This is a genomic window from Variovorax nivicola (assembly GCF_051216475.1).
Classification (GTDB): domain Bacteria; phylum Pseudomonadota; class Gammaproteobacteria; order Burkholderiales; family Burkholderiaceae_C; genus Variovorax.
The window spans coordinates 1,480,819-1,507,631 of sequence record NZ_JBPJZK010000001.1 but is presented as its reverse complement, the minus strand read 5'-3'; the positions used below and the strand labels follow the sequence as shown (position 1 = coordinate 1,507,631).

Sequence of the window (26,813 nt, the reverse complement as noted above, 5' to 3'; positions counted from 1 at the left end):
TTGCTTCATCCGCCTGCCCGAGGGCAGCGATCTTCTATCGCGCGCGAATCCCCTGAATCGTTGCCGCGTGAGAAACTACCGGCTTGATGTAGCCGATGCCCGTGCAGATGCTGACAGGACCGGCGAGCGAGGTCGGGCCCTTGGTCTTCGAACGGTTGGCGGGGTTCCAAGTGTATGAGTGACAACGCTAAGCCATTGAATTTAAAAGAAAAAATCATCTCGGTAGCCCCGATGATGGACTGGACGGACCGCCATTGCCGGTACTTCCATCGCCTGCTGTCGCGCCACGCGCTGCTCTACACCGAGATGGTGACGACCGGCGCGCTGGTGCATGGCGACGTGCCCCGGCACCTGAGCTTCAACGCCGAAGAACATCCAGTGGCGCTGCAGCTCGGCGGCAGCGAGCCGGCCGACCTCGCGCACTGCGCGAAGCTCGGCGAAGAGTGGGGCTACGACGAGATCAACCTCAACTGCGGCTGCCCGAGCGAGCGCGTGCAGCGCGGCGCGTTCGGCGCCTGCCTGATGAACGAGCCGCAACTGGTGGCCGACTGCGTGAAGGCGATGGTCGATGTGGTGAGCGTGCCCGTTACGGTCAAGCACCGCATCGGCATCGACAAGATCGAGAGCTACGAATTCGTGCGCGACTTCGTCGGCCAGGTGAGCGAGGCCGGCTGCCAGACTTTCATCGTGCATGCGCGCAATGCGTGGCTGCAGGGCCTGAGCCCGAAGCAGAACCGCGAGATTCCGCCGCTGCGCTACGAGCTGGTGCACCGGCTGAAGCACGAGTTTCCGGAGCTGCGCTTTGCCATCAACGGTGGCATCTCTGTCAACGCGCAGGTGCATGAACACCTGCGTCTGCTCGACGGCGTGATGGTCGGGCGCGAGGCGTATCACAACCCCTGGTGGCTGGCCGAGTGGGACGCCGAGTTCTTCGGCGCCGAAGCACAGCCGCTGACCCGCGAAGAGGTCGAGTCGCTGATGTGCGACTACATGACCCGCGAGGCAGCCGAGCACGGCACGCAGTGGTGGTCGATCGCGCGGCACATGCTGGGCCTGCGCAACGGCCTGCCGGGTGCGCGCCGCTGGCGCCAGGTCTGGAGCGATCACCGGCTCAAGACGCTGCCTGCGCACGAGGTGATGGCGATGGCGCGCGAGCCTGTCGCGCAAGCCGCCTGAGCCCGAAGCGCATCGCGCGCTTTCTCCCCGGGAAGCGGGCCTGTCACGGCCCGCAAATTTTCAGTTGAAACGGTGTTCCATAAATCGCTACTTCACGATAAGTGGCGCGTCAACCGTTTTTTGCTGAAAAATGAGGAGCATCAGGGACATAAAAAGGTTTGGATACATGAATGACGCGATTGGCGGCAAAGAAGAAGTGAGTGCGCTCGCCAGAGGTTTGGCCCTCCTCAGGGTCATCGGCATGGCATCGGCACCGATAGGCAATCGCGAACTGGCAGACACCACGGGCATCCCCAAGGCCACGGTGTCGCGGCTCACCGCCACGCTGGTGAGTGCGGGGTATTTGCGACAGTCGCAGGACAGCGAGCGCTTCAGCCTCGGCCCGGCGCTGCTGGACATGAGCAGCCGCTACCTGCGCCATTTCGACCTGCGCACGGTGGCGCGGCCGCACCTCGCGGCGCTGTCGGAGTCGGCCGGCGTGAGCGTGCACATGGGCGTGCGCGACGAGCTCGACATGCTCGTCATCGATTCGCTGCGGCCGCGTTCCGTGGTCATCAGCTCGCGCATCGAGGTAGGCACGCGCATGGCCATCGCCACCTCGGCCGCCGGGCGCGCCTACCTGGGGGCGCTGCCCGGGCCGGAGCAGGCCGAGCTGCTGGCGCAGATCAGGACCGAAAGCGGAGAAAGCTGGAGCGCCATCGAGCCCGGCCTGATCGCCAGCCTCGACGAGTACGCCCGGCTGGGCTACTGCAGCTCATTCGGCGAATGGAATCCGCACATTCACGCCATCGGCTTCGCGCTGGAGGGCCCGCGCGGCGAGCGCTACTCCGTGAGTTGCGGCGGCCCGGCCTATCTGCTGCCCAAGGACACGATGGTGGTGCGCATTGCGCCGCTGCTGCTGGAGACGGCGCAGCGTCTCGTCGGGGAAACCGGCACGTCGACCTAGAACTGAAAGGGCTCCGGCCCTAGTGGTCGTTGCGCAGCGCCAGCACGTAGCCCTCGCCGCGCACGGTGTGGAGCAGCTTCAGGTCGAACGGATCGTCCAGTTTCTGGCGAAGCCTGAGGATGCCGACCGTGACCATGTTGTCCCGCTCGCCGGTGCTCGCTCCCCACACGGCCTTGATCAGCTCGGCGCGCGACAGCACCTGGCCTCTGCGTGCCATCAGCGCATCCAGAAGCTCGAACAGCGTGGCGCTGAGGCCGAGATCGACGCCCTGACGAAACGCCTTGCCGCTCGCCCGGTCGATGGCCAGGTCCGCCAGCCGAAGGATGGCCGCCTCCGGACTATGACCGCCTGATGCAAGCGCCCAGGCGCGCGCCACCAGATCGGCGGGCGCACAAGGCTTGACCAGATATTCGGTCGCGCCCTGCGCCAGTCCTTCGAGACGGTCGGCCACCTGGTCTCGTTGCGTCAGCACCAGCAGCGGGGCACTGCTGTTGCGGCGAACGGAACGTATCGCCACGTGCGCGGCGGCCGGTTGCGCGGCGTCGAGAAGAATCAGTGCGTACGGCTTGCTTGTGAAAAGCCACGCGCCGGCATCGGGAGAGTTGATCACGTCGACGGCAAAGCCGCATCTCCCGAGCACACCGCCAAGTTCGTCGCGCGTTCCGTTTCCGGATCTGAGAAACAGGACATTCATGGGTTGGAACCCCTTGCCGGTGCCGAAGCCAGCGCAGCCGGAGCATTCGGGGACATGTCGGGTTGCCTGTGCGCGCAACCGTCCATCAGAAAGACGCCGACCACCATCGCGAGCACAGCGGTGTGGGCGACTGCAAAGCTGGAGAGGTATTTCATTTCTTGTCGTTTCTTGCCCTGTCGGGCGTCAGTCGAGAAGGACGACGCGATCGCCCGCGGCGGGCCGGCAGCCGTCGAAGACGGGCTCCCAGCCGCGGCGCACCACGACCTGCCTGCTGTCGTGGCACAGCTCGATGCGCTCGCTCCCGGGGCGTTGTTCGCGTACGAAAGCTTCCACGGTCGAGGGCAGGCTGACGCGCAGCTTCAGCGCATAGACGTCGTCCTGCGGGTGGTCGTCCAGGTGCAGCAGCGGCACGAAGTTCGACGCGAAGATGAGCGCATGCGAGCCGACATCGACCGGCTCGGGCTTGTAGGGCGCCTCGCGCAACCATTGCTGGGCGCGCTCGCGCAGGTCGTCTCCGTCGGGCAGCTCGCCCCACGCCACGGCGAGCAGTTCCATGACCCACTGGTTGCAGTTCTGGTAGCGCAGGCTGAACGGATAGGCATTGGCGCTGTAGCGCGCGGCCAGCAGATGCAGGGCGCGCGGCGTGTCGAGCGCCGCGCTGCGCAGCGCCTGCGCCGCTTCGGAGGGCAGGGCCACGATGGAGACGTAGCCCAGCGCGGAGTCGTCGATGCCCATGACGAAGCCGGCCAGGCCCTGGTCGTAGAGGCGCGGGTGTCCTTCGTCGCAGGCGTAGTACAGCTGCCGCGCGGACCAGGTGCCGTCCGCGGCTTTCCAGGCGATGGCGGCGTGGGAGTAGCGGATGCGGAAGCGCGAGAGATCGAGGCCGGAGCGGCTGATCAACACGGCATCGCTGCCTGTGTTCGAAAGCGCTTCCTGCACGACGGCGGTGAAGCGCAGCAAGCGGTCCTGCTGGCTCGCTGTGAGCGGTTGCGCGCGATCGCAGAACTGCGAAGACGCCGCGTGCGCAACGCCACCCGCCAAGGCGAGGAAGGCCGAGAGCCCCAGCAGCAACAGACGGCGAGCGACGATCAAAGGCTCACGGGCCGCGCGGCGAGCCCCCCGTACCAGTCGTCGGCGAGCACGAGGTAGAACGCCTCGCGCGTGTCGCCACGTGCGAAGGCGGTGCCGTAGGTGCGCTGCTGTGCATGAACGAGATCGCCGAGGCCCAGTCGCTCCTTCGCGAAAGTGGCCTGCGGCAGTTCGAGCACGATGCGCTGCTGGGCGTCGCTGTCGCTCTGCATCGCGACGCGCGTGAAGCCCTCGCGGCCTGTGGCCTGCGCGACTTCGGTGATGCGGTAGTCGCCTTCGGCCACCTTGCCGCCGTCGAACGAACTCCTGCTCGAACCGCGTAGTGAATCGGACACGCTGCCGCTGGACGCGGAACTGGCGCTGGAAGCCACGGACGAGGCGAAGCTTTCAGCGTGGGCATTGATGAAGGCCGTGGCGAGCAGGGCTGCGATGCCCGCGGCGCGGAAGAAATGAAGGAAGGTCATGGAATGCTCCGGCTGGGTGTGAGGGAGGAAGTCATTTCGCGTGGAAGATGCCCAGCCTGGACCGGCGGGCACGTGCGAAGGCGCATTGCAACTTGATGCAGGTCCTGCGCAGCCGTCTCCAGAGCGCCGTCGTCATTGCAGGTACGCGACCAGCTGGTCGGCGCCGTTTTCAATGCCTGCGATGGAGGCGCTCCGGGCCCCGATGCCGGCCTTGAGATTCCATGCGTTCGGGTACTGCTTGGTGACGTAGGCGCCGAGCAGTTCGTTGGTCGAGGCGTCGTAGATTTCGACGGCAAAGCTCACCGAGCCCGTCATTGCGCCTTCCTTGCCGCGGATGGCTTGCACGGCGTTGTACGGGCCGCCCAGCAGGTCGAAGCGCGAGAAGGTGCTGAGAACGGCCGTGTTCGTCTTGGCGCCGGTGAGCGTCAGCTTGATCCGTACGGCGTTGGCGTTTCTGCCAGGAGCGTTCCGGAAGCGCGCATTCAGCTTGTCCGTGAACTGGTTTTGCATGTAGCGCGCCAGGAAGACTTTGTCGTCCTCCGACACGTCTTCGAACTGGCCGTCGTTGCCGCGATAGATGGCGACCGGATCGAGGACGAAATCCGAATACCGCCGCCAGTCGATGTTGGTCTTGTATTCGAAGGGAATGCGACCGGAGTCGTCATGCTGGCTGGGTTGCAACTGGGTCGCGGAGGCGATGCCGGCATACGGCACCGGCTGTGTGCTGGCACACGCCGTCAGGATCAGGCAGACCGCCAGAGTGATGGCCTTGGGGGCATCGGAAAGAGCACGCATCGCGTTCCTTAATTGGGAAAAAGTGAATGAACAAGGCAACGACCGTGTCCAGATTTAAAACTGTACGGTACGGTTCATTATTGGGGTGGATTTTGGCGATGTCAAGAAAACTGTACAGTTGGGTATTCTTTTGAGGGAAATGCGATGAAGGTCAGGACAGAAGCGCGGCGCAACGTCATCCTTGAAGCGGCGGTGGCGCTGTTCAAGGAGCTGGGTTACGAGCGCACGTCGATGAACGAGCTCGCGAAGCGCCTGGGTGGGTCGAAGGCCACCCTGTACGGGTACTTCGCCTCGAAGGAGGAGCTCTTCAGGGCGGTCGTGCAAACCGTGGCCGTCTCGCATCTGGCCGAGGCCGCGGCCGAGTTGCAGGAGGCGAACGAGACCGCCACCCTCGAAGCACAGTTGATGCGCTTCGGCGAGCGAATGCTGTTCGTGTTGACCAACGACGCGGACGCGCTGGCGGTTTACCGGATGGTTCTTGCCGAAGCCGGGCGCTCCGACGTGGGGCAGCAGTTCCAGGAGTCGGGGCCTGCCGAATACATCCGAACCCTTGCGGGGTTCATGGATGCGGCAATGAAGCGTGGCGAACTACGGCGCCTGGACCCGCATGTGACCGCGCTGCAGTTCACCACGTTGATCACGGCTGAGACCCAGGCACGGCTCTACCAGGCCAACCCCGAGCCCGTGTCGGTAGAGCAGATTCACGCGCTGGTCCAGCGCGCCGTCGAGATGTTCCTATACGGCGCGGCGCCGCGCTAGTTCGCGGCTTCGAGCCCGTTCTGAAAGTGCTCGCGCATGCGAGCCATGGCGGCCTCCGCGTCCCGCGCCTCGATGGCGGCCATCACCGAGCGGTGCTCCGCCAGCGACTCCGCGATCCGGCCGGCCTTCAGCAGCGAGTTGTGCCGGTTGAGCTTCATTACCTTGCGCAGGTCGGCCACCATCTGGTCGCGCCACTTGTTGTTGGCGATGGCCAGCAGCCGCATGTGAAAGCGCTCGTTCAGGGCGAAGAAATGCTCCCGGTTCTCGGGTGAGGCCGCTGCTTCCAGCTCGGCGTGCAGCGCCTTCAGCTCGGCGCGCTGCGCGTCGGTGGCGCGCTCGGCCACCACACCGGCGGCGTCGCTCTCCAGCAGTGAGAGCAGGTGGTACACGTCGGTCAGGTCCTGCTCCGACACCTCGGTCACGTAGGCGCCGCGCCGCACCTTCATCGTCACCAGGCCTTCGGCCGCCAGCACCTTCAGCGCCTCGCGCAGCGGCGTGCGGCTGATGCCGTATTCCTCGGCCAGCTTGAGTTCGTCGATCCAGCTGCCGGGCTCCAACTCGCGGCGAAAGATCCGCTGGCGCAGCAACTCGGCCACCTCTTCATAGAGGGCGCGGGGGGTGAGGGTGACGGCGGACATGGGCCGGACTGTACTTCAAAAACGGCGTTTGAATTAATAATTATGGATCGGTTAGACTCGCGGCCGGCTTGCAAATCCGTGCAGGCGAATTTGCGAATACCCTGCAAGACACTGCGAACGGCCCCTTCATGAGCAGCACACCCGAACCCTCTTTCAAGCCCGCCGACCTCGATGCCTGGGCCAAGGCTGCTGCCAAGTCCGCACCCGGCGGCGACGTGAACGCGCTGAACTGGATCACGCCCGACGGCATCGCCGTGAAGCCGCTGTACACCGCCGCCGACCTGCAGGGCCTGAAGTACACCGACACGCTGCCCGGCTTCGAGCCCTACCTGCGCGGCCCGCAGGCCACCATGTACGCGGTGCGCCCCTGGACCATCCGCCAATACGCCGGCTTCTCGACCGCCGAAGAATCGAACGCCTTCTACCGCAAGGCGCTGGCCGCCGGCGGGCAGGGCGTGAGCGTGGCCTTCGACCTGGCCACACACCGTGGCTATGACAGCGACCATCCGCGCGTGACCGGCGACGTCGGCAAGGCCGGCGTGGCGATCGACTCGGTCGAGGACATGAAGATCCTGTTCGACCAGATCCCGCTCGACAAGGTCTCTGTGTCCATGACGATGAACGGCGCCGTGCTGCCGGTGCTCGCGGGCTACGTGGTTGCGGCCGAAGAGCAGGGCGTGGCGCAGGACCAGCTCAGCGGAACCATCCAGAACGACATCCTCAAGGAGTTCATGGTCCGCAACACGTACATCTTCCCGCCTGGGCCGAGCATGCGGATCATCGGCGACATCATCGAGTACACGGCGCAGAACATGCCCAAGTTCAACTCGATCTCGATCAGCGGCTATCACATGCAGGAAGCCGGCGCCAACCAGGCGCTCGAACTCGCCTTCACGCTGGCCGACGGCAAGGAATACGTGAAGACCGCGCTGGCCAAGGGCCTCGACGTCGACGGCTTCGCCGGGCGCCTGAGCTTCTTCTGGGCCATCGGCATGAACTTCTATCTTGAAGTGGCCAAGATGCGCGCGGCGCGCCTGCTGTGGTGCCGCATCATGAAGGAGTTCAACCCCAAGAACCCCAAGAGCCTGATGCTGCGCACGCACTGCCAGACCTCGGGCTGGAGCCTTACCGAACAGGACCCGTACAACAACGTGGTGCGCACCACCATCGAAGCGATGGCCGCAGTGTTCGGCGGCACGCAGAGCCTGCACACCAACGCGCTCGACGAAGCCATCGCACTGCCCACCGAGTTCAGCGCCCGCATCGCGCGCAACACGCAGCTCATCATCCAGGAAGAGACGCACATCACCAACGTGATCGACCCCTGGGCCGGCAGCTACATGATGGAGAAGCTCACGCAGGACATGGCCGATGCGGCCTGGACCATCATCGAGGAAGTCGAGGCCATGGGCGGCATGACCAAGGCCGTGGACAGCGGCTGGGCCAAGCTCAAGATCGAAGCCGCCGCCGCCGAGAAGCAGGCGCGCATCGACTCCGGCAAGGACGTGATCGTCGGCGTCAACAAGTACAAGCTGAAGAACGAAGACGCGATCGACAGCCTCTCGATCGACAACGTGAAGGTGCGCGACCAGCAGGTGGCGCGGCTGCAGAAGATCCGCGCCTCGCGCGACACCGCCAAGGTGCAGGCCGCGCTCGACGCGCTGACCGAGGCCGCCGAGAACAACACCGGCAACCTGCTGGCGCTGAGCATCGACGCAGTGCGCCTGCGCGCCACGGTGGGCGAGATTTCGGATGCGCTCGAAAAATCATTCGGCCGCCATCGGGCCGACACGCAAAAGGTGACCGGTGTGTACGCAGCTGCCTATGACTCCGCCGAAGGCTGGGAAGCCCTGAAGACCGAAATCAACGCCTTCGCCGAAGAGCAGGGCCGCCGCCCGCGCGTGATGATCTCCAAGCTCGGGCAGGACGGCCACGACCGCGGCGCCAAGGTGGTGGCCACGGCATTTGCCGACCTGGGTTTCGACGTGGACATGGGGCCGCTGTTCCAGACGCCCGAAGAATGCGCACGCCAGGCCATCGAGAACGACGTGCACGCAGTGGGCGTGAGCACGCTCGCAGCCGGCCACAAGACTCTTGTGCCGGCCATCATCAATGAACTCAAGAAGCAGGGCGCGGACGACATCATCGTGTTCGTCGGCGGTGTGATTCCGCGGCAGGACTACGACTTTCTCTACGAGGCCGGCGTCAAGGGCATCTACGGACCGGGCACGCCCATTCCGGCCAGCGCCAAGGACGTGCTGGAGCAGATTCGCGCGGCGGTCACGGCCTGAAGAAAAGCATCGACGTGAGCGATCTCTTGTCGCGGCTGTCGCTGCAGCCGGTGGATTCCAGCGATTTCGAGGCCATGCTGGCCCTGCGCATCGACGCGATGCGCCCGAGCCTGGAGCGAGTGGGCCGCTTCGACGCAGCGCGTTCGCGCGAGCGCCTGAGCGCGGGCTTTGTCGTGCCGTACATGCACCACATCGTGCTCGATGGCGATCAGCGCGTCGGCTTCGTCACGCTCAAGCCCGAGGACAGCGACGCGCTGCGCCTCGACCACCTCTACCTGCGCACCGGCTTCCAGGGCCTGGGCATCGGCGAATGGGTGCTCGAATGGGCCAAGTCGCAGGCGCGCGCACAGCAACTGGACATCAAGCTCACCGCGCTCGTGAAGAGCGACGCCAACCGTTTCTACCTGCGGCACGGCTTCGTGCTCGAAGGCGGGGAGGGTGTTGACCTGCACTACCGCTGGCGCGTGGCTTCGGAGGACGTGTGCTGAACACGGCGCAGGCGCTAGAACGCGCTGTCGTCGAGACTGACGGAATGGCACAGCGGCGCGCCATCGCGAAGGCGATCACGCTGCTCGAGTCGACGCGCGACGACCACCGCACGCAGGCCGACGAACTGCTCACGGCGCTGCTGCCGCGCACGGGCAATTCGTTTCGCCTCGGCATCTCGGGTGTGCCCGGTGTCGGCAAGTCGACCTTCATCGAAACGCTGGGCCTGCTGCTGATCGGCAAGGGGCATCGCATCGCGGTGCTCACCATCGACCCGTCGTCGACCGTGTCGGGCGGCTCCATCCTCGGCGACAAGACGCGCATGGAACGCCTCTCGGTGCACGAGCGCGCCTACATCCGCCCGAGCCCGTCGAGCGGCACGCTGGGCGGCGTGGCCGAGAAGACGCGCGAGGCGATGCTGGTGTGCGAGGCGGCCGGCTACGACATCGTGATCGTCGAGACGGTCGGCGTGGGCCAGAGCGAAACGGCGGTGGCAGGCATGACCGACATGTTCGTGCTGATGCAGTTGCCCAATGCCGGCGACGACCTGCAGGCCATCAAGAAGGGTGTGATGGAGCTGGCTGACCTCGTCGTCATCAACAAGGCCGACATCGACAAGGACGCCGCCACGCGCGCGCAGGCGCAGATCACCTCGGCGCTGCGGCTCTTTGGCCACCAGGGCAACCCGGACCATGCGCATGCGGTTCACGATGCACACAGCGGCGCCGAAGTGCGCTTCTGGCTCCCCAAGGTGCTGCAGCTCAGCGCGCTCGCCAACACCGGCGTTGACACCTTCTGGGACGCCGTCACCCAATTTAGGCAACTGCAGACCACCAACGGCAAGCTGGCCAAGCGCCGAGAAAAGCAGTCCACCGCGTGGATGTGGGAGCGCATCGACGCTGGCCTCAAGCACGCCTTCAGGCATCACCCGCAGGTGCGCGAGCTGCTGCCCCAGCTCACGCAGCAGGTGGCGCAGGGCACGCTGCCGGCATCGACCGCGGCGCGCAACCTGCTCGCCGCAGCCGCCATCACGGCCAGACCATGAGACACGAAATTCAGGACCACAGCTTCGGAAGCACACCATGCAAGAACTGATCGAACAACTCGAAAAGCGCCGCGCCCAGGCGCGTCTCGGCGGCGGGCAAAAGCGCATCGATGCGCAGCACGCCAAGGGCAAGCTCACGGCGCGTGAGCGCATCGAGCTGCTGCTCGACGACAACACCTTCGAAGAGTGGGACATGTTCGTCGAGCACCGCTCGGTCGATTTCGGCATGGCCGAGCAGAAGATTCCCGGCGATGGCGTGGTCACAGGCTACGGCATGATCAACGGCCGCCTGGTGTTCGTGTTCAGCCAGGACTTCACCGTCTTCGGTGGCGCGCTCAGCGAGGCGCATGCCGAAAAAATCTGCAAGGTGATGGACCAGGCCATGAAGGTCGGCGCACCGGTCATCGGCCTGAACGACTCCGGCGGCGCGCGCATCCAGGAAGGCGTGGCCTCGCTCGGCGGCTACGCCGACGTGTTCCAGCGCAACGTGATGGCCTCGGGCGTGGTGCCGCAGATCAGCATGATCATGGGTCCCTGCGCGGGCGGCGCCGTGTATTCGCCGGCCATGACCGACTTCATCTTCATGGTGAAGGACAGCAGCTACATGTTCGTCACCGGCCCCGAGGTGGTGAAGACCGTGACGCATGAAAGCGTCACGGCCGAAGAGCTCGGCGGCGCGATCACCCACACCACGCGCAGCGGCGTGGCCGACATGGCGTTCGAGAACGACGTCGAGGCGCTGCTGATGCTGCGCCGCCTGTACAACTACCTGCCGCTCAACAACCGCGAGAAGCCGCCGGTGCGCCTGGGCAACAACGGGCTGGGCGACCCGGCGGACCGGCCCGACTACTCGCTCGACACGCTGGTTCCGGACAACCCGAACAAGCCCTACGACATCAAGGAGCTGATCCTGAAGGTGGTGGACGACGGCGACTTCTTCGAGTTGCAGCCCGACTACGCGAAGAACATCGTGATCGGCTTCGCCCGCATGGAAGGCCAAACCATCGGCATCGTGGCCAACCAGCCACTGGTGCTGGCAGGCTGCCTGGATATCAAGAGCAGCATCAAGGCCGCGCGTTTCGTGCGCTTCTGCGACGCCTTCAACATTCCGGTCGTCACCTTCGTCGACGTGCCCGGCTTCATGCCCGGCACGGGGCAGGAGTACGGCGGCATCATCAAGCACGGCGCCAAGTTGCTCTACGCGTATGCGGAATGCACGGTGCCGAAGATCACCGTCATCACGCGCAAGGCCTACGGCGGCGCCTACGACGTGATGGCCTCCAAGCATCTGCGCGGCGACGTCAACCTCGCTTGGCCGCGTGCCGAGATCGCGGTGATGGGTGCCAAGGGCGCGGTGGAAATCATCTTCCGCGAGGACAAGAACGACCCCGAGAAGCTCGCAGCCCGCGAGGCCGAATACAAGGCCCGCTTCGCCAACCCATATGTGGCGAGCGCGCGTGGCTACATCGACGACGTGATCCTGCCGCACGAGACGCGCAAGCGCATCTGCCGCTCGCTCGTGATGCTGCGCGAGAAGAAGCTCGAGAACCCGTGGCGCAAGCACGGGAACATCCCCCTCTGAAGACGCAGGACGACAACATGTTCAAGAAGATCCTGATCGCCAATCGCGGTGAAATCGCCTGCCGCGTGATCCAGACAGCGAAGAAGATGGGCATCCTCACCGTCGCCGTCTACTCCGACGCCGACAAGGAAGCCCGCCACGTCGAGCTGGCCGACGAGGCCGTGCACATCGGCGCCGCGCCCAGCCGTGAGAGTTATCTGCAGGCCGACCGCATCATCGCGGCCTGCAAGCAGACGGGCGCCGAGGCGGTGCACCCGGGCTACGGCTTCCTGTCGGAGAACGAAGCCTTTGCGCGCAAGGTCGAGGAAGAGGGCATCGCCTTCATCGGGCCGAAGCACTATTCGATTGCGGCCATGGGCGACAAGATCGCCTCGAAGAAGCTCGCGAACGAAGCCCAGGTCAACACCATTCCGGGCTGGAACGACGCCATCGAGACGGCCGAGCGCGCCGTCGAGATCGCGAAAGACATCGGCTACCCCGTGATGATCAAGGCCTCGGCCGGCGGCGGCGGCAAGGGCCTGCGCGTGGCCTTCAACGACAAGGAAGCCTTCGAGGGCTTCACTTCGTGCCGCAACGAGGCGCGCAACAGCTTCGGCGACGACCGCGTGTTCATCGAGAAGTTCGTCGAGGAGCCGCGTCACATCGAGATCCAGGTGCTGGGCGATTCGCACGGCAACGTCATTTACCTGAACGAGCGCGAGTGCTCGATCCAGCGCCGCCACCAGAAGGTGATCGAGGAGGCGCCGTCGCCCTTCATCTCCGACGCCACGCGCAAAGCGATGGGCGAGCAGGCGGTGCAGCTGGCCAAGGCCGTGAAGTACCAAAGCGCGGGCACGGTGGAGTTCGTGGTCGGCAAGGACCAGAGCTTCTACTTCCTCGAGATGAACACGCGCCTGCAGGTGGAGCATCCGGTCACCGAATGCATCACCGGGCTGGACCTGGTCGAGCTGATGATCCGCGTGGCGGCCGGCGAGCAACTGCCGCTGACGCAGGAGCAGGTGAAGCGCGACGGCTGGGCCATCGAGTGCCGCATCAATGCCGAAGACCCGTTCCGCAGCTTCCTGCCGTCGACCGGCCGGCTGGTGAAGTTCCAGCCGCCGACGGAGACCATGTTCGCGAGCGACACGCAACACCTGCAAGGCGTGCGCGTGGACACGGGCGTGTACGACGGCGGCGAGATCCCGATGTACTACGACTCGATGATCGCCAAGCTCATCGTGCACGGCAAGGATCGCCAGCATGCGATTGCCCGCATGCGCGAGGCGCTCAACGGCTTCGTGATCCGCGGCATCAGCAGCAACATTCCGTTCCAGGCAGCGCTGCTGGCGCATCCGAAGTTCGTGGCGGGCGACTTCAACACCGGCTTCATCGCCGAGCACTACGGCAAGGGCTTCCATGCGGAAGACGTGCCGCATGCCGATCCGTCGTTCCTGATCGCGCTCGCGGCATACGTGCATCGCCGCTACCGTGCGCGAGCATCGGGCATCAGCGGACAGCTCGAGGGCCACGGCGTGAAGGTGGGCGAGCAGTTCGTGGTGGTGGAACTGGGGCCGCAGGGCAAGCACGTGCACCACCCGGTGTCGGTCACCGACTTCCACGGCAAGACCGGCGCGAGCGCGGTGGCCGTGGGCGGCAAGAGCTACAAGATCGACAGCACCCTGACGCTGGGCGCGATCCGCGTGCAGGGCACGGTCAACGACAAGCCCTTCACGGCGCAGGTGGAGCGCGGCGCTGGCAAGAGCCCGCTGGCGCTGCGCGTGTCGCACGACGGCACGCAGATCGAGGCGATGGTGCTGTCGCCGCTGGGCGCGCGCCTGCTCGAGCTGATGCCCTACAAGGCGCCGCCGGACCTGAGCAAGTTCCTCATGTCGCCGATGCCGGGTCTGCTGGTCGAGGTGTCGGTGCAGCCGGGCCAGCAGGTGCGGGCCGGCGAGAAGCTGGCCGTGATCGAGGCCATGAAGATGGAAAACGTGCTGTTCGCCACGCAAGACGGCGTGGTCGGCAAGATTTCGGCGGGCAAGGGCGAATCGCTGGCCGTCGATCAAATCATTCTGGAGTTCAACTGATGGGTGCCAACGACTTGCAACAGGCGATCACGCTGCACCGGCCCGCGAAGGCCGCTGCCCCCAAGACCGAGGGCCCGTGGTCCGTCGAGGCGATCCAGGCGCTGCTCGACAAGCCGCTGATGGACCTGCTGTTCGAGGCGCAGACCGTGCACCGCCAGCATTTCCCCGCCGGCGACATCGAGCTGGCCACGCTGCTGTCGGTGAAGACCGGTGGCTGCCCCGAGAACTGCGGCTACTGCCCGCAATCGGCCGAGTTCGACACCGGCGTGAAGGCGCAGAAGCTCATGGAGGTCGACGAGGTGCTGCGTGCAGCGCAGGCTGCCAAGGACGCCGGCGCCACGCGCTTCTGCATGGGTGCCGCATGGCGCGCGCCGAAGGACCGCGACGTGGAGAAGGTCGCCGTGCTGGTCGAGGCGGTGAAGGGACTTGGCATGCAGACCTGCGCCACGCTCGGCATGCTGGAGCCGCACCATGCGCACCAGCTCAAGGCAGCTGGCCTCGACTACTACAACCACAACCTCGACACCGCGCCCGAGTACTACACCGACGTCGTCGACACGCGCACCTACCAGGACCGGCTCGACACGCTGGCCCATGTGCGCAGCGCGGGCATCAGCGTGTGCTGCGGCGGCATCGTCGGCATGGGTGAGGCACCGGTGCATCGCGCGGGGCTGATCGCGCAACTGGCCAACCTGAACCCGTACCCGGAATCGGTGCCGATCAACAGCCTGGTGCGCGTGCCCGGCACGCCGTTGGCTGATTCGGACCCGGTCGATCCCTTCGACTTCGTGCGCATGATCGCGGTCGCGCGCATCACGATGCCGACCGCGCGCGTGCGGCTGTCGGCCGGCCGTCAGCAGATGGGCGACGCGGTGCAGGCGCTGTGCTTCATGGCAGGCGCGAATTCGATCTTCTACGGCGACAAACTGCTCGTCACCGGCAATCCCGATGTCGAAGCCGACACAGTGCTGCTGCGCAAGCTCGGACTCAATGCGCGGCAGGTTCAGGAGCAGGCTTCGGAAGGCTGTGCCGCATGACCGCCACCACCGCGCGGCCCTTCAAGGTGCTGGGCATCCAGCAGATCGCCATCGGCGGCCCCGACAAGCTGCGGCTGCAGAAGCTGTGGGTCGACATGCTGGGGCTCGAAGTCACGGGCACGTTCAAGAGCGAGCGTGAGAACGTCGACGAGGACATCTGCGCGATGGGCGTGGGGCCGTTCAAGGTCGAAGTCGACCTGATGCAGCCGCTCGATCCGGAGAAGAAGCCTGCCGTTCACACGACGCCGCTGAACCACGTGGGGCTGTGGATCGACGACCTGCCAAAGGCCGTCGAATGGCTCACCGCGCAGGGCGTGCGCTTTGCGCCGGGTGGCATCCGCAAGGGCGCGGCTGGTTTCGACATCTGCTTCCTGCATCCGAAGGCGAACGACGAGTTTCCGATTGCGGGTGAGGGCGTGCTGATCGAGATGGTGCAGGCGCCGCCCGAGGTGGTCGCAGCATTCAGCGCACTCGCAGCTACGCGTTCAGAACCTTCCTGATCGGCGGCTTCACGTCCGAGCGCTGAGGCGGCAGCATCGCCTGGTGCTCGCGCGCCGGGTTCAGGATGATCGAGGTTGCCGTCTCGGTGAGGATGCAGAACTTGGTGAGCACCGCGTCGAGGTGGCTCACGTCGATCACCGCGATCTCGAGGATCCAGCTGTCTTCGCCGGTCACGTTGTAGGCATTGACGCATTCGGGCGTCTCCTGCACCAGCTTCACGACGAGGTCGTAGTCGGCACGACCGACGCGGATGATCGCGCGGATGCCGTAGCCCAACTTGCCGAGGTTGACGGTGGCGCGGTAGCCGCTGATGACGCCCGCGGCCTCCAGCTTCTTCACGCGCTCGGTCACGGCCGGCTGGCTCAGGTGCACGCGGCGGCCGAGTTCGGCCATGGTCAGGCGTGCGTCGGCCTGCAGTTCGGCGAGGATGCGTGTGTCATGGGCATCCAGCGAGGGGTTCAAGGAAAAGTCCATGCAACTCCTTCAAATCGACGGTGTAATGAGGGCAGAACCATGAAATCTGCATGGCTGCCGAGGGATGGCTTTCATACCATGACCGGCATTCAATACCAAGGAAGAGACACCCTCGATATGCCGACCCTCGCTTCTCCCGCCCATGCCGCGCCAGCCGCGGGCCGCCCCGGACTGCCGCCGCTGCTGTGGCTCTGCCTCGCCGCCACCTGGGTGGTGTGGGGCTCGACCTACCTCGCGATCAAGTACGCGCTGATCAGTTTTCCGCCGTTCCTGCAGATGGGCTCGCGCTTCCTGGTCGCGGGTGTGCTGTTGGCAGCGTGGATGCGCTGGCGTGGCGCGCCGTGGCCATCGCTGTTGCAGTGGCGCAATGCCTTCATCGTCGGCGCGCTGATGCTGGGCGGTGGCATGGGCGGCACGGCGAACGCCGAGGTGTCGATCGGTTCGGGGCTGGTGGTGGCGTTCATCGCGGTGATCCCGCTGCTGATTGCGCTGCTCAATCTGATCTGGGGCGTGAAGCCGTCACGGCTTGAGGCGGCAGGCATTGCGCTTGGCCTCGTCGGCGTGCTGATGCTGACGCAGGGCAGCGGTTTCCGTTCGTCGCCCGAGGGGCTGGTGGCCATCTGCATTGCCTGCGTCTGCTGGTCGCTTGGCAGCGTGCTGAGCCAGCGCAGCCTGCCGCTGGCGTCCGGTGCGATGGGCTTTGCGAGCGAAATGCTCTGCGGCGGCGTGGTGTTGATGGGGCTCGCCGCCGTGTCTGGCGAAACGATGAGCTGGCCGCCGCAGGCCGAAGCGGTCGCCGCGTGGATCTATCTGGTGGTGTTCGGCTCGCTGATTGCCTTCAACGCCTACATGCTGCTGCTGGCTAAGGCGCCGGCCGGGCTGGCGGCGAGCTATACCTTCGTCAACCCGGTGATCGCGATGCTGCTGGGCGTGTGGATCGCCAACGAGGCTGTCACGCGCTTCGAGTGGTACGCGGTGGGCGTGGTGTTGGCGGGTGTGCTGCTGCTGCTCTTCAAGCGCCGGGGCGGCGCCACACCGCAAGCGTAGCGGCGAGCAGCCACATGCCGGCTGCACAACCGCGGTTCATTGCCTTGAGGCCGCGCTGCGAAAGAAAGCGCACGGCCTGAGTGCCGGCCGATGCATAGGCCAGCATCACGCAGGTGTCGAGCACGACGAATACCGAGCCCAGCAGCAGGTACTGCGGGCCTTGCGGCTTCGCGATGTCGACGAACTGCGGCAGGAAGGCCGCGAAGAACAGCACCGTCTTCGGGTTCGAAAGCGCCACCATCAGGCTGCGCAGCAGCGCGACACGGCCTTGCGGACGGACTTCGAGCGGCGACTTGGCCAGTGCCGTGCCAAGGTCGGTTACCTCGCTGCGCCAGAGCTTGATGCCCAACCACACGAGATAGGCCACGCCTGCAACGCGGATCGCGTTGAAGAGCCACTCCGAGGCCGCCAGCAGCGAGCCCAGCCCGAGCGCGACGACTGCGATCAGAGTGATGCTGCCGAGCGACGCACCAGCAATGCCCCAGCTCGCGCGGCGCATGCCACCCTCGATGCCGTTGGACAGCGCCAGCAGCATCGTCGGCCCCGGGATCAGGGCCAGCGCGAGCGAAGCGACGATGTAGATGAGCAGGGTGTCGAGCGTCATGGTTTGGTGGCCGGTGGGCGTTGTTGCGAGGCGGCGCGGGCACGCGCCAGTGCGGCTTCGACGATGGCGCGCTTGCGGGCGCTGGCGTCTTGCGGGGCTTCGGGCTCGGGCGCCGTTTCGGCCAGCCGGGCGTCGGTGTTGCGGTGCCTGCCGTGCACTTCGTAGCGGTGCCGCGCACTTTCGGCCTGCTCGGCCGACCAGGCCTGCCATCCGCTGAGGCCCGGTGTCTCGACTTCGAGCGAGATGCAATCGACGGGGCAGACCGGAATGCACAGCTCGCAGCCCGTGCAATGGGGTTCGATCACCGTGTGCATGCGCTTGTTGATGCCGACGATGGCGTCGGTGGGGCAGGCATCGAGGCACAGCGTGCAGCCGATGCACCAGGCCTCGTCGATGACTGCCATGGCACGCGGGCCTTCGGTGCCGAACTGGGGATCGAGGGGGAGCGGTGCGCAGCCGGTGAGCAGTGCGAGCCGCTCGATGCCTTCAGCGCCGCCTGGCGGGCACTGGTTGATGCCGGCCTCGCCGTCGGCCACGGCCTGCGCGTAGCCTGCGCAATCCGGGTAGCCGCACCGTGTGCACTGCGTTTGAGGCAGTGCGTCGTTGATGCGTGCGGCCAGCCCGTTCACTTGATGATGAGGTTGCGTGCGCGCTCTTCAGCGCGCCGCACGGGCGCCGGGCTTCTTGCGCGCGGCGGGCTTCTTCACTGCCACGGTCGCGGCCTTCTTTGCCGGCAGCTTCTTGGCCGCGACGGCGGGCACCTTGCGGCCGGGCTTGATGGTGTCTTCAGCGGCCAGGCCGCCGCGGTTGCCGGCGCGGCTCTGGGGCTGGTCGTTGGCGGCGATGAATTTCAGCACCTTCGGATAGACCAGTTCGCGCCAGCGGCGGCCGCTGAAGATGCCGTAGTGGCCTGCACCTTTCACTTCATAGTGCTCGCGCTTGTCGTCGGCGATGCCGGTGCACAGGCTGTGCGCCGCTTCGGTCTGGCCCGAGCCCGAGATGTCGTCGAGTTCGCCTTCGACCGTGAGCAGGGCAGTCGAGTGAATGTCTTGCGGGTGCACGCGCTCCACCTGACCCTGGGGGTTTTTCACGTCCCAGGTGCCGTTGACCAGGTCGAACTCCTGGAACACGGTGCGGATGGTCTCGAGGTAGTAATCGGCGTCCATGTCGAGCACGGCGTTGTACTCGTCGTAGAACTTGCGATGGGCCTCGGCGCTGGCGTCATCGCCTTTGATCAGGTCCTTGAAGTAGTCGTAGTGGCTGCTGGCGTGGCGGTCGGGGTTCATCGCCACGAAGCCGGTGTGCTGCAGGAAGCCGGGGTACACCTTGCGGCCCGCGCCCGGAAAGCCCTGCGGCACGCGGTAGATCACGTTGTTCTCGAACCACTCGTAGCTCTTGTTCATCGCGAGGTTGTTCACCGCGGTGGGCGACTTGCGAGCGTCGATGGGGCCGCCCATCATGGTCATGGTCAGCGGCAGCGGCTCGCCGCGGCTGGCCATCAGAGACACAGCCGCGAGCACCGGCACCGTCGGCTGGCAGACGCTCACCACGTGGCAGTTGCCGTATTCGGCCTGCAGGCGGCGGATGAACTCCTGCACGTAGTTGATGTAGTCGTCGAGGTGGAACTCGCCTTCGGACAGCGGCACCAGGCGCGCATTCTTCCAGTCGGTGATGTAGACCTTGTGGTCCTGCAGCATGGTGCGCACGGTGTCGCGCAGCAGCGTGGAGTAGTGGCCCGACAGGGGCGCCACGATCAGCACCACGGGCTGGCTCTTGAGCGTCTTGAGGATGTGCGGCTCGTCGGTGAAGCGCTTGAAGCGGCGCAGTTCGCAGAACGGCTTGTCGAGTTCGACGGCCTCCTGTATCACGACTTCTTCGCCGTCGACCTTGACGGACTTGATGTTGAACTCGGGCTTCTCGTAGTCTTTGCCGAGGCGATAGAGCAGGTCGTAGCCGGCGGCCATGCGCTGGGCCATGGGCAGTTGGCCCCACACGGCGCCCTGGCCATAGAGCTTGGAGGCCGCCTGTGCGAAGTCCGAGAACGGCTCCATAAGGGAACGCTGGGCTTCGTAGAGTTGATAGAGCATCGCTGGTCTTGGAGTGGAATGTTGCGGTGCAATATATCAGCGCATTCGCTGCGTTGCAGGGGGCCAAACCCCTACATCGGCCCCGCCGCGAGGAGCCTTCTTCATTGAGCGTGAAGGAATCGTCGCGAAGACGATTCCCTCACACCTTGCTGTCACCTAGATGACTTTGGCGATCGAGGCACAGACGTGCTCGATGTTCTTGCTGTTGAGCGCGGCCACGCACATGCGGCCGGTGTCGGTGCCATACACGCCGAACTCGCTGCGCAGGCGCACCATCTGGTCCTTGGTCAGGCCCGAGTAGCTGAACATGCCGATCTGCGTGGTGATGAAACTCATGTCTTCCTTCACGCCGGCGGCCTTGAGGCCGTCGACCAGCTTCTGGCGCATGGCCTTGATGCGCACGCGCATCTCGCCCAGTTCCGTTTCCCACAGGGCGCGCAGTTCGGGGTTGCCGAGCACCGCGGCCACCACGGCACCGCCGTGCGTGGGTGGGTTGCTGTAGTTGGTGCGAATGGCGATCTTGAGCTGCGACAGCACGCGGCCGGCTTCTTCCTTGCTCTCGCACAGCACCGACAGGGCGCCCACGCGTTCGCCGTACAGGCTGAAGCTCTTGGAGAACGAGGTCGAGACGAAGAAGGTCAGACCGGCATCGACGAACTTGGCGACGGCGGCGCCGTCTTCCTTCAGGCCGTAGCCGAAGCCCTGGTAGGCCATGTCGAGGAAAGGCACCAGGCCCTTGGCCTTGACGGTGGCGACGACCTGGTCCCACTGCTGCGACGTGATGTCGTAGCCGGTCGGGTTGTGGCAGCAGGCGTGCAGCACGACGACGGTGCCGGCAGGGGCTGCGTTGAGCGCGGCCAGCATGCCGTCGAAGTCGATGCCGCGCTTTGCGGCGTCGTAGTAGGGGTAGCTTTCGACTTCGAAGCCGGCGTTGGTGAAGAGGGCGCGGTGGTTTTCCCAGCTCGGGTCGCTGATCAGCACCTTGGCGTTGGGGTTGAGCTTCTTCAGGAAGTCAGCGCCGACCTTGAGGCCGCCGGTTCCGCCGATGGCCTGGATGGTGGCCACGCGGCCCGAGGTAACGGGTTCGCTGTCTGCGCCGAAGACCAGCACCCTGACGGCGTTGTCGTATGCGGCGATGCCGTCGATGGGGAGGTAGCCGCGCGCCGTGGGCGCTTTCATCATGTTCTGCTCGGCCGCCTGCACGCACTGCAGCAGTGGCAGCTTGCCGTTGTCGTCGTAATAGACGCCGACGCCGAGATTGACCTTGTTGGGGTTGGTATCGGCTGCAAATTGCTCGTTGAGGCCGAGGATCGGGTCGCGCGGCGCCATTTCGACCGCGGTGAACATAGACATGGAAAGGTCCTTTGGGATGAAAGCTTCGCTGCAACCGGAGGAGGCTTTATCCTTTCCGGTTGCCTTGAATTTTACCGGCGCGAGCGCCACCTGTCGGGAACAGCCATGCCAGAGAACAACGAAGCCATAGCAGACCTGAAGAAACTGGACCCGATCGGGCCTGTGAAACAGGGGGAATTCATCCGCTATCCGGACTCGCCTTTCGAGCTTTTCCAGCCCTATCCGCCGGCCGGCGACCAGCCGAAGGCGATCGAGGGGCTGGTCGAGGGCGTGATCGACGGTGAAGTGTTCCAGACCCTGCTGGGCGTGACCGGTTCGGGCAAGACCTTCACCATGGCCAACGTGATCGCCCGGCTGGGCCGCCCGGCCATCGTGTTTGCGCCCAACAAGACGCTGGCGGCGCAGCTCTACAGCGAGTTCCGCGAGTTCTTCCCGAAGAACGCCGTCGAGTACTTCGTGAGCTACTACGACTACTACCAGCCCGAGGCGTACGTACCGCAGCGCGACCTGTTCATCGAGAAAGATTCCTCGATCAACGAGCACATCGAGCAGATGCGGCTGTCGGCCACCAAGAGCGTGCTGGAGCGGCGCGACACGGTCATCGTGGCCACGGTGAGCGCCATCTACGGCATCGGCACGCCCGAGGACTACATGGAGATGCGGCTGATTGCCCGCGTCGGCGACAAGGTCGGCCAGCGCGACCTGATCTCCCGGCTCATTCGCATGCAGTACCTGCGCAACGAGCAGGACTTTGCCCGCGGCACTTTCCGCGTGCGGGGCGACACCATCGACGTGTTTCCGGCGGAACACAGCGAGCTGGCGATCCGCTTCGAGCTGTTCGACGACGAGATCGAGTCGCTGCAGCTCTTCGACCCGCTGACCGGCCGCATCCGCCAGAAGGTGCCGCGCTTCACCGTGTATCCGTCGAGCCACTACGTGACGCCGCGCGACAAGGTGCTGGCGGCCGTGGAAACCATCAAGATCGAGCTGGCGGAGCGGCTCAAGGAACTGGTCGGGGTCGGCAAGCTGGTCGAGGCGCAGCGGCTGGAGCAGCGCAGCCGTTTCGACCTCGAAATGCTCGCTGAGATCGGCCATTGCAAGGGAATCGAGAACTACACACGCCACCTGTCGGGCGCTGCGCCCGGCGAGCCGCCCGCCACACTGACCGACTACTTGCCGAAGGACGCGCTGATGTTCCTCGACGAGAGCCATCAGATGATCGGCCAGCTCAACGCGATGTACAGCGGCGACCGGGCGCGAAAGACAACGCTGGTCGAGTACGGCTTTCGTCTACCGAGCGCGATGGACAATCGTCCCCTCAAGTTCGAGGAGTTTGAAGCGCGCATGCGTCAGTGCATCTTCGTTTCGGCGACGCCGGCGCAGTACGAGAAGGATCATTCCGGTAATGTCGTCGAGCAACTGGTGCGGCCGACTGGCCTGATCGACCCGGAAGTCGAGGTGCGGCCCGCCACGCATCAGGTGGACGACGTGCTGGGCGAAATCCGCGTTCGCGTGGATAAGAACGAGCGCGTGCTGATCACCACGCTGACCAAGCGCATGGCCGAGCAGCTGACCGATTACCTGGGTGACAACGGCGTGAAGGTGCGCTATCTGCATAGCGACGTCGATACAGTCGAGCGGGTGGAAATACTGCGCGACCTGCGCCTGGGCACATTCGACGTGCTGGTGGGCATCAATCTGCTGCGCGAGGGGCTGGATATTCCCGAGGTTTCGCTGGTGGCGATCCTGGATGCCGACAAGGAAGGCTTTCTGCGTGCGGAGCGCTCGCTGATCCAGACCATCGGCCGGGCGGCGCGGAACCTGAACGGCAAGGCCATCCTCTACGCCGACCGGATGACCGAATCGATGAAGAAGGCCATCGGCGAAACCGAGCGCCGCCGCGCCCGGCAGATCGCCTACAACGAAGCCAACGGCATCACGCCGCGCAGCATCGTCAAGCAGGTGCGCGACCTGATCGACGGCGTCTACAGCGAGAAAACGGGCAAGGAAATGGCCAAGCTCGACCTGGAACGCGCCAAGGTCGAGGACATGAGCGAAAAGGACATTGCCCGGGAAATCAAGCGGCTGGAAAAGCAGATGCTGGAGCACGCCCGCAACCTCGAATTCGAGAAGGCGGCCCGTGTGCGGGACCAGTTGGCCCTGCTGCGGGAGCAGGCGTTCGGGGCGTCGGGCGGCGACAACATCGCCATACCGCCGCAGTAGGTCAGACGTTCGCATTCTTCAAGCGAACTGCGCTGGGGTTTACCCCAGCAGACCTCGGGGGCTTCTGTTATACTTGACCGAAACAGTCAACAACAAGAAAAGAACTTCGCGATGAAGGACCGACTCCTACCGACTGGTTCACCAGCGTCAGGGGTCGGGCAGGGCGGAGACGAAGTCACCGCGGTCCGGGACCACGGTGTCATTTCAACGGTAAGCACTTGAAGGAGCTTGCGATGCGTCTCACTACCAAAGGCCGTTTTGCGGTCACAGCAATGATCGATCTGGCGTTGCGTCAGAACACCGGTCCGGTCACGCTGGCTGCGATCAGCCAGCGGCAGCAGATTTCTCTGTCGTACCTCGAACAGCTGTTCGGCAAGTTGCGCCGTCACGAGCTGGTCGAGTCGACACGCGGCCCCGGAGGCGGCTATAGCCTCGGCCGCAAGGCTGCGGACATCACCGTGGCCGACATCATTGTTTCCGTCGATGAACCCATCGATGCCACCCAGTGCGGCGGCAAGGAAAACTGCCTCGGCGAAGCCGGTCGCTGCATGACGCACGAGCTTTGGGCCTCGCTGAATCAGCGCATGGTCGAGTTCCTCGACTCCGTCACGCTGCAGAAGCTGGTCGACGACCAGATTGCCAAGGGCGTGCAGATCGAGAACAAGCCGGTCGTCAAGCGTGCGATCTCGGCCCAGCCGGTGGTCAAGCCGATCCGCGTGAACGCACCGAATTCGGTGTTCGCGCTCGGCAACGCCTTCGCCAAGTCCTGAGTACTGAGTCCCCGGCGGCGCCTTCGGGCGCCACCCTGAGCAGCCCAGATCAAAAAACAACCCCCACGCCAGCACGAGCCAGCCATGGACGTAACTCCTCATTTCCCGATCTATCTCGATTACGGCGCCACCACGCCGGTCGACCCGCGTGTGGTCGACGCCATGATTCCCTGGTTGCGCGAACACTTCGGCAACCCGGCATCGCGCAGCCACGCCTGGGGTTGGGAAGCTGAAGAGGCGGTCGAGAAGGCGCGCGGCCAGGTGGCTGACCTGATCAATGCGGACCCCCGCGAAATCGTCTGGACGTCGGGTGCTACCGAGTCGATCAACCTCGCGCTCAAGGGCGCGGCCCAGTTCTACAAGGGCAAGGGTAAGCACCTGATCACCCTGAAGACCGAGCACAAGGCCGTGCTCGACACCATGCGCGAACTCGAGCGCCAGGGCTTCGAAGTCACCTACCTCGACGTCGAGGAAAACGGCCTCGTCGACCTTGAAAAGTTCAAGGCCGCGATCCGCCCCGACACCATCCTGGCCAGCGTGCTGTTCGTGAACAACGAAATCGGCGTGATCCAGGACGTGGTCGCGATCGGCAATGTCTGCCGCGAAAAGGGCATCATCTTCCACGTCGATTCGGCCCAGGCCACCGGCAAGGTCGACATCGACATCACGAAGCTGCCCATCGACCTGATGAGCCTCGCCTCGCACAAGACCTACGGCCCGAAGGGCATCGGCGCGCTGTACGTGCGCCGCAAGCCGCGCGTGCGGCTCGAAGCGCAAATGCATGGTGGCGGTCACGAGCGCGGCATGCGTTCGGGCACCTTGCCCACGCACCAGATCGTCGGCATGGGCGAGGCCTACCGCATCGCCAAGCTCGAAATGAAGGACGACATCGCCCATGCGCGCCGCTTGCAGAAGCGTCTGCTCGACGGCCTGAAGGACGTCGAGCAGGTGTTCATCAACGGCGACCTCGAACACCGCGTGCCGCACAACCTGAACATGAGCTTCAACTACGTCGAAGGCGAGTCGCTGATCATGGGCATCAAGGGCTTGGCGGTGTCGTCGGGTTCGGCCTGCACCTCGGCCAGCCTCGAGCCCAGCTACGTGCTGCGCGCCCTGGGCCGCAGCGACGAACTGGCCCACAGCAGCCTTCGCATGACCATCGGCCGTTTCACGACCGAAGAAGAAATCGACTACGCCATTTCGACCATCAAGCACAACGTTGCCAAGCTGCGCGAGCTGAGCCCCCTGTGGGAGATGTTCCAGGACGGCGTCGACATCAGCACGATCCAGTGGTCGGCCCACTGACGCAGGCCCGCACCAGGCTCCACGATTGAACAAAGTTTGAGAGGTACACCATGGCATATTCTTCCAAAGTCATCGACCACTACGAAAATCCACGCAACGTCGGCTCCTTCGAAAAGGGCGACGACTCGGTAGGCACCGGCATGGTCGGTGCGCCGGCCTGTGGCGACGTGATGAAGCTGCAGATCAAGGTCAACCCCGAAACCGGCGTGATCGAAGACGCACGCTTCAAGACCTACGGCTGCGGCTCGGCCATCGCCTCGTCGTCGCTCGTGACCGAATGGGTCAAGGGCAAGACGCTCGACGAAGCGGCTGCACTGAAGAACGCGCAGATCGCCGAAGAACTGGCGCTGCCGCCCGTGAAGATCCACTGCTCCATCCTGGCCGAAGACGCGATCAAGGCCGCCGTGAGCGACTACAAGGCCAAGCACGGCGTCAAGACCGAATCCGCTGCTGCCGAAGCTGTCCACTGACATGGCCGTCACGCTGACCGAAGCCGCTGCGCGACACGTCACCCGCTACCTCGGCAAGAGGGGCAAGGGCGTGGGCGTGCGGCTGGGCGTGAAGACCACGGGTTGCTCCGGCCTGGCCTACAAGCTCGAATACGTGGACGAGTTCACGCCTGAAGACGTGGTGTTCGAAGACCACGGCGTCAAGGTGCTGGTCGACCCGAAGAGCCTGGCCTACATCGACGGCACGCAGCTCGACTTCGTGCGCGAGGGCCTGAACGAGGGCTTCAAGTTCATCAACCCCAACGAACGCGACCGTTGCGGCTGCGGGGAAAGTTTTCGCATCTGATGCGCCGTCGCTGACCGCGACAACAGCCGCCACCATGTCATGTGCTGGCGGTTTTTTCTTGCCATGAACCTGAACGACACCGACTTTCAACTGTTCGCCGTCCCGGCGACTTTCGCGCAGGACCGTGCCGTGCTCGACGCGCGCTGGAAGGAGCTGCAGCGCGAAGCCCACCCGGACCGCTTTGCCGCGCAGGGCGCCGCGGCCCAGCGCGTGGCCATGCAGTGGTCGGTGCGCATCAACGAGGCTTACCAGCGGCTCAAGGACCCGATCCGCCGCGCCAGCTACATCTGCGAGCTGCACGATGCACCGCTGAACGCCGAGAACAACACGGCGATGCCGCCGGAATTCCTGATGCAGCAGATGGAGTGGCGCGAGGCGCTCGACGATGTCGAAGACACCGCTTCGCTCGAGAAACTCCAGTCCGAGGTCGAGGCCGCCCGCGCCCGCGCGCTGTCGTCGCTCGACTGGCTGATCGACGAAAAAGGCGACTACCCCGCCGCGGCACAGCAAGTGAGAGCCCTCATGTTCATTGAGCGCTTCGGACAGGACGTCGAAGCCAAATTCGATCAGTTGGGACAATAGCGGC

At 65.0% G+C, this 26,813-nt stretch carries 26 protein-coding genes and 1 pseudogene; 17 read left to right on the top strand and 10 right to left on the bottom strand.

Features of this window, described 5'->3' with window-relative positions; translation table 11 throughout:
- Positions 1–174: 174 nt before the first annotated feature.
- The gene (dusA, locus tag ACSFBF_RS07310) at positions 175–1,176 is read left to right on the top strand and encodes a tRNA dihydrouridine(20/20a) synthase DusA (RefSeq protein ID WP_435465639.1); all 1,002 of its coding nucleotides are present in this window, start codon (positions 175–177) and stop codon (positions 1,174–1,176) included.
- 166 nt (positions 1,177–1,342) lie between these two features.
- Positions 1,343–2,122 carry an IclR family transcriptional regulator gene (locus tag ACSFBF_RS07305; protein ID WP_435465638.1) on the top strand — a complete coding sequence of 260 codons (780 nt, stop codon included), beginning with the start codon at positions 1,343–1,345 and terminating at the stop codon, positions 2,120–2,122.
- A 19-nt stretch (positions 2,123–2,141) separates the two neighbouring features.
- Here ACSFBF_RS07305 and ACSFBF_RS07300 read toward each other — a convergent pair whose 3' ends face one another.
- From ACSFBF_RS07300 to ACSFBF_RS07285, 4 genes are all read right to left on the bottom strand, one after another.
- A complete protein-coding gene (locus ACSFBF_RS07300; RefSeq protein ID WP_435465637.1) occupies positions 2,142–2,816 on the bottom strand; it encodes a winged helix-turn-helix domain-containing protein in 675 nt (224 codons plus the stop codon).
- Positions 2,817–2,999: 183 nt separating this feature from the next.
- A complete protein-coding gene (locus ACSFBF_RS07295) occupies positions 3,000–3,905 on the bottom strand; it encodes a DUF2145 domain-containing protein (RefSeq protein WP_435465938.1) in 906 nt (301 codons plus the stop codon).
- Positions 3,905–4,369 (bottom strand): hypothetical protein, encoded by a 465-nt coding sequence (locus ACSFBF_RS07290; protein WP_435465636.1) that lies wholly within the window; start codon positions 4,367–4,369, stop codon positions 3,905–3,907. The genes ACSFBF_RS07295 and ACSFBF_RS07290 overlap by 1 nt, the downstream gene beginning before the upstream one ends.
- Positions 4,370–4,501: 132 nt before the next feature.
- The gene (locus ACSFBF_RS07285; protein WP_435465635.1) at positions 4,502–5,164 is read right to left on the bottom strand and encodes a DUF3313 domain-containing protein; all 663 of its coding nucleotides are present in this window, start codon (positions 5,162–5,164) and stop codon (positions 4,502–4,504) included.
- A gap of 144 nt (positions 5,165–5,308) precedes the next feature.
- On the opposite strand from ACSFBF_RS07285, the gene ACSFBF_RS07280 reads away from it, so the two are divergent.
- Complete coding sequence (locus ACSFBF_RS07280) at positions 5,309–5,923, top strand: TetR/AcrR family transcriptional regulator (protein WP_435465634.1); 615 nt, start codon at positions 5,309–5,311, stop codon at positions 5,921–5,923.
- Here the strand turns inward: ACSFBF_RS07280 and ACSFBF_RS07275 are convergent.
- Entirely contained in the window at positions 5,920–6,561 is a 642-nt protein-coding gene (locus ACSFBF_RS07275) for a GntR family transcriptional regulator (RefSeq protein ID WP_093052379.1), read from the bottom strand. The genes ACSFBF_RS07280 and ACSFBF_RS07275 overlap by 4 nt on opposite strands.
- A gap of 128 nt (positions 6,562–6,689) precedes the next feature.
- Here ACSFBF_RS07275 and scpA point away from each other — a divergent pair, with 128 nt between their 5' ends.
- The 7 genes from scpA to ACSFBF_RS07240 are packed head-to-tail and all read left to right on the top strand — an operon-like array spanning position 6,690 to position 15,568.
- Positions 6,690–8,852: a methylmalonyl-CoA mutase gene (gene scpA, locus ACSFBF_RS07270; RefSeq protein WP_435465633.1), complete on the top strand. Its 2,163-nt coding sequence runs from the start codon at positions 6,690–6,692 to the stop codon at positions 8,850–8,852.
- A gap of 14 nt (positions 8,853–8,866) precedes the next feature.
- Positions 8,867–9,340 carry a GNAT family N-acetyltransferase gene (locus ACSFBF_RS07265; protein ID WP_435465632.1) on the top strand — a complete coding sequence of 158 codons (474 nt, stop codon included), beginning with the start codon at positions 8,867–8,869 and terminating at the stop codon, positions 9,338–9,340.
- Complete coding sequence (gene meaB / locus ACSFBF_RS07260) at positions 9,334–10,383, top strand: methylmalonyl Co-A mutase-associated GTPase MeaB (protein ID WP_435465631.1); 1,050 nt, start codon at positions 9,334–9,336, stop codon at positions 10,381–10,383. The genes ACSFBF_RS07265 and meaB overlap by 7 nt, the downstream gene beginning before the upstream one ends.
- 37 nt (positions 10,384–10,420) lie before the next feature.
- Positions 10,421–11,965 (top strand): acyl-CoA carboxylase subunit beta, encoded by a 1,545-nt coding sequence (locus ACSFBF_RS07255; RefSeq protein ID WP_093052368.1) that lies wholly within the window; start codon positions 10,421–10,423, stop codon positions 11,963–11,965.
- Positions 11,966–11,982: 17 nt separating this feature from the next.
- Entirely contained in the window at positions 11,983–14,031 is a 2,049-nt protein-coding gene (gene accC, locus ACSFBF_RS07250) for an acetyl-CoA carboxylase biotin carboxylase subunit (protein WP_435465630.1), read from the top strand.
- The gene (gene bioB / locus ACSFBF_RS07245) at positions 14,031–15,068 is read left to right on the top strand and encodes a biotin synthase BioB (RefSeq protein WP_435465629.1); all 1,038 of its coding nucleotides are present in this window, start codon (positions 14,031–14,033) and stop codon (positions 15,066–15,068) included. The genes accC and bioB overlap by 1 nt, the downstream gene beginning before the upstream one ends.
- The gene (locus ACSFBF_RS07240) at positions 15,065–15,568 is read left to right on the top strand and encodes a VOC family protein (protein ID WP_435465628.1); all 504 of its coding nucleotides are present in this window, start codon (positions 15,065–15,067) and stop codon (positions 15,566–15,568) included. The genes bioB and ACSFBF_RS07240 overlap by 4 nt, the downstream gene beginning before the upstream one ends.
- On the opposite strand, the gene ACSFBF_RS07235 is transcribed toward ACSFBF_RS07240, so the two are convergent.
- Complete coding sequence (locus ACSFBF_RS07235; RefSeq protein ID WP_435459555.1) at positions 15,546–16,043, bottom strand: Lrp/AsnC family transcriptional regulator; 498 nt, start codon at positions 16,041–16,043, stop codon at positions 15,546–15,548. The genes ACSFBF_RS07240 and ACSFBF_RS07235 overlap by 23 nt on opposite strands.
- A gap of 117 nt (positions 16,044–16,160) precedes the next feature.
- Here ACSFBF_RS07235 and yedA point away from each other — a divergent pair, with 117 nt between their 5' ends.
- Positions 16,161–17,090, top strand: coding sequence for a drug/metabolite exporter YedA (gene yedA, locus ACSFBF_RS07230; RefSeq protein WP_435465627.1), 930 nt, complete (start codon positions 16,161–16,163; stop codon positions 17,088–17,090).
- Here yedA and ACSFBF_RS07225 read toward each other — a convergent pair.
- From ACSFBF_RS07225 to ACSFBF_RS07210, 4 genes and pseudogenes are all read right to left on the bottom strand, one after another.
- Positions 17,056–17,694: a LysE family translocator gene (locus ACSFBF_RS07225; RefSeq protein WP_435465626.1), complete on the bottom strand. Its 639-nt coding sequence runs from the start codon at positions 17,692–17,694 to the stop codon at positions 17,056–17,058. The two genes, yedA and ACSFBF_RS07225, sit on opposite strands and share 35 nt — an antisense overlap.
- Positions 17,691–18,341, bottom strand: a pseudogene (locus ACSFBF_RS07220) (RnfABCDGE type electron transport complex subunit B); the annotation flags it as partial. The gene ACSFBF_RS07225 and the pseudogene ACSFBF_RS07220, both read right to left, overlap by 4 nt.
- Before the next feature lie 9 nt (positions 18,342–18,350).
- Positions 18,351–19,781 (bottom strand): polyhydroxyalkanoate depolymerase, encoded by a 1,431-nt coding sequence (locus ACSFBF_RS07215; RefSeq protein WP_435465625.1) that lies wholly within the window; start codon positions 19,779–19,781, stop codon positions 18,351–18,353.
- A 156-nt stretch (positions 19,782–19,937) separates the two neighbouring features.
- Positions 19,938–21,134 carry an amino acid aminotransferase gene (locus ACSFBF_RS07210; RefSeq protein ID WP_435465624.1) on the bottom strand — a complete coding sequence of 399 codons (1,197 nt, stop codon included), beginning with the start codon at positions 21,132–21,134 and terminating at the stop codon, positions 19,938–19,940.
- A 105-nt stretch (positions 21,135–21,239) separates the two neighbouring features.
- On the opposite strand from ACSFBF_RS07210, the gene uvrB reads away from it, so the two are divergent.
- From uvrB to hscB, 6 genes are all read left to right on the top strand, one after another.
- Positions 21,240–23,357: an excinuclease ABC subunit UvrB gene (uvrB, locus tag ACSFBF_RS07205; RefSeq protein WP_435465623.1), complete on the top strand. Its 2,118-nt coding sequence runs from the start codon at positions 21,240–21,242 to the stop codon at positions 23,355–23,357.
- 233 nt (positions 23,358–23,590) lie between these two features.
- A complete protein-coding gene (iscR, locus tag ACSFBF_RS07200; protein WP_007828186.1) occupies positions 23,591–24,127 on the top strand; it encodes a Fe-S cluster assembly transcriptional regulator IscR in 537 nt (178 codons plus the stop codon).
- Positions 24,128–24,211: 84 nt separating this feature from the next.
- Positions 24,212–25,432, top strand: coding sequence for an IscS subfamily cysteine desulfurase (locus tag ACSFBF_RS07195; protein ID WP_093052338.1), 1,221 nt, complete (start codon positions 24,212–24,214; stop codon positions 25,430–25,432).
- 50 nt (positions 25,433–25,482) lie between these two features.
- Positions 25,483–25,902 (top strand): Fe-S cluster assembly scaffold IscU, encoded by a 420-nt coding sequence (iscU, locus tag ACSFBF_RS07190; RefSeq protein ID WP_081268994.1) that lies wholly within the window; start codon positions 25,483–25,485, stop codon positions 25,900–25,902.
- Between the two features lies 1 nt (position 25,903).
- On the top strand, positions 25,904–26,227 hold the full coding sequence (iscA, locus tag ACSFBF_RS07185) for an iron-sulfur cluster assembly protein IscA (protein ID WP_007828190.1): 324 nt from the start codon (positions 25,904–25,906) through the stop codon (positions 26,225–26,227).
- Positions 26,228–26,290: 63 nt separating this feature from the next.
- Complete coding sequence (hscB, locus tag ACSFBF_RS07180) at positions 26,291–26,809, top strand: Fe-S protein assembly co-chaperone HscB (RefSeq protein ID WP_435465622.1); 519 nt, start codon at positions 26,291–26,293, stop codon at positions 26,807–26,809.
- Positions 26,810–26,813 lie beyond the last annotated feature (4 nt).

Excerpts from the sequence above, each read along its gene's own strand:
- dusA (WP_435465639.1), top strand. The coding sequence starts at position 175 with ATGAGTGACAACGCTAAGCCATTGAATTTAAAAGAAAAAATCATCTCG.
- ACSFBF_RS07305 (WP_435465638.1), top strand. The coding sequence starts at position 1,343 with ATGAATGACGCGATTGGCGGCAAAGAAGAAGTGAGTGCGCTCGCCAGA.
- ACSFBF_RS07300 (WP_435465637.1), bottom strand. The coding sequence starts at position 2,816 with ATGAATGTCCTGTTTCTCAGATCCGGAAACGGAACGCGCGACGAACTT.
- ACSFBF_RS07290 (WP_435465636.1), bottom strand. The coding sequence starts at position 4,369 with ATGACCTTCCTTCATTTCTTCCGCGCCGCGGGCATCGCAGCCCTGCTC.
- ACSFBF_RS07285 (WP_435465635.1), bottom strand. The coding sequence starts at position 5,164 with ATGCGTGCTCTTTCCGATGCCCCCAAGGCCATCACTCTGGCGGTCTGC.
- ACSFBF_RS07280 (WP_435465634.1), top strand. The coding sequence starts at position 5,309 with ATGAAGGTCAGGACAGAAGCGCGGCGCAACGTCATCCTTGAAGCGGCG.
- ACSFBF_RS07275 (WP_093052379.1), bottom strand. The coding sequence starts at position 6,561 with ATGTCCGCCGTCACCCTCACCCCCCGCGCCCTCTATGAAGAGGTGGCC.
- scpA (WP_435465633.1), top strand. The coding sequence starts at position 6,690 with ATGAGCAGCACACCCGAACCCTCTTTCAAGCCCGCCGACCTCGATGCC.
- ACSFBF_RS07255 (WP_093052368.1), top strand. The coding sequence starts at position 10,421 with ATGCAAGAACTGATCGAACAACTCGAAAAGCGCCGCGCCCAGGCGCGT.
- accC (WP_435465630.1), top strand. The coding sequence starts at position 11,983 with ATGTTCAAGAAGATCCTGATCGCCAATCGCGGTGAAATCGCCTGCCGC.
- bioB (WP_435465629.1), top strand. The coding sequence starts at position 14,031 with ATGGGTGCCAACGACTTGCAACAGGCGATCACGCTGCACCGGCCCGCG.
- ACSFBF_RS07240 (WP_435465628.1), top strand. The coding sequence starts at position 15,065 with ATGACCGCCACCACCGCGCGGCCCTTCAAGGTGCTGGGCATCCAGCAG.
- ACSFBF_RS07235 (WP_435459555.1), bottom strand. The coding sequence starts at position 16,043 with ATGGACTTTTCCTTGAACCCCTCGCTGGATGCCCATGACACACGCATC.
- yedA (WP_435465627.1), top strand. The coding sequence starts at position 16,161 with ATGCCGACCCTCGCTTCTCCCGCCCATGCCGCGCCAGCCGCGGGCCGC.
- ACSFBF_RS07225 (WP_435465626.1), bottom strand. The coding sequence starts at position 17,694 with ATGACGCTCGACACCCTGCTCATCTACATCGTCGCTTCGCTCGCGCTG.
- ACSFBF_RS07215 (WP_435465625.1), bottom strand. The coding sequence starts at position 19,781 with ATGCTCTATCAACTCTACGAAGCCCAGCGTTCCCTTATGGAGCCGTTC.
- ACSFBF_RS07210 (WP_435465624.1), bottom strand. The coding sequence starts at position 21,134 with ATGTCTATGTTCACCGCGGTCGAAATGGCGCCGCGCGACCCGATCCTC.
- uvrB (WP_435465623.1), top strand. The coding sequence starts at position 21,240 with ATGCCAGAGAACAACGAAGCCATAGCAGACCTGAAGAAACTGGACCCG.
- iscR (WP_007828186.1), top strand. The coding sequence starts at position 23,591 with ATGCGTCTCACTACCAAAGGCCGTTTTGCGGTCACAGCAATGATCGAT.
- ACSFBF_RS07195 (WP_093052338.1), top strand. The coding sequence starts at position 24,212 with ATGGACGTAACTCCTCATTTCCCGATCTATCTCGATTACGGCGCCACC.
- iscU (WP_081268994.1), top strand. The coding sequence starts at position 25,483 with ATGGCATATTCTTCCAAAGTCATCGACCACTACGAAAATCCACGCAAC.
- iscA (WP_007828190.1), top strand. The coding sequence starts at position 25,904 with ATGGCCGTCACGCTGACCGAAGCCGCTGCGCGACACGTCACCCGCTAC.
- hscB (WP_435465622.1), top strand. The coding sequence starts at position 26,291 with ATGAACCTGAACGACACCGACTTTCAACTGTTCGCCGTCCCGGCGACT.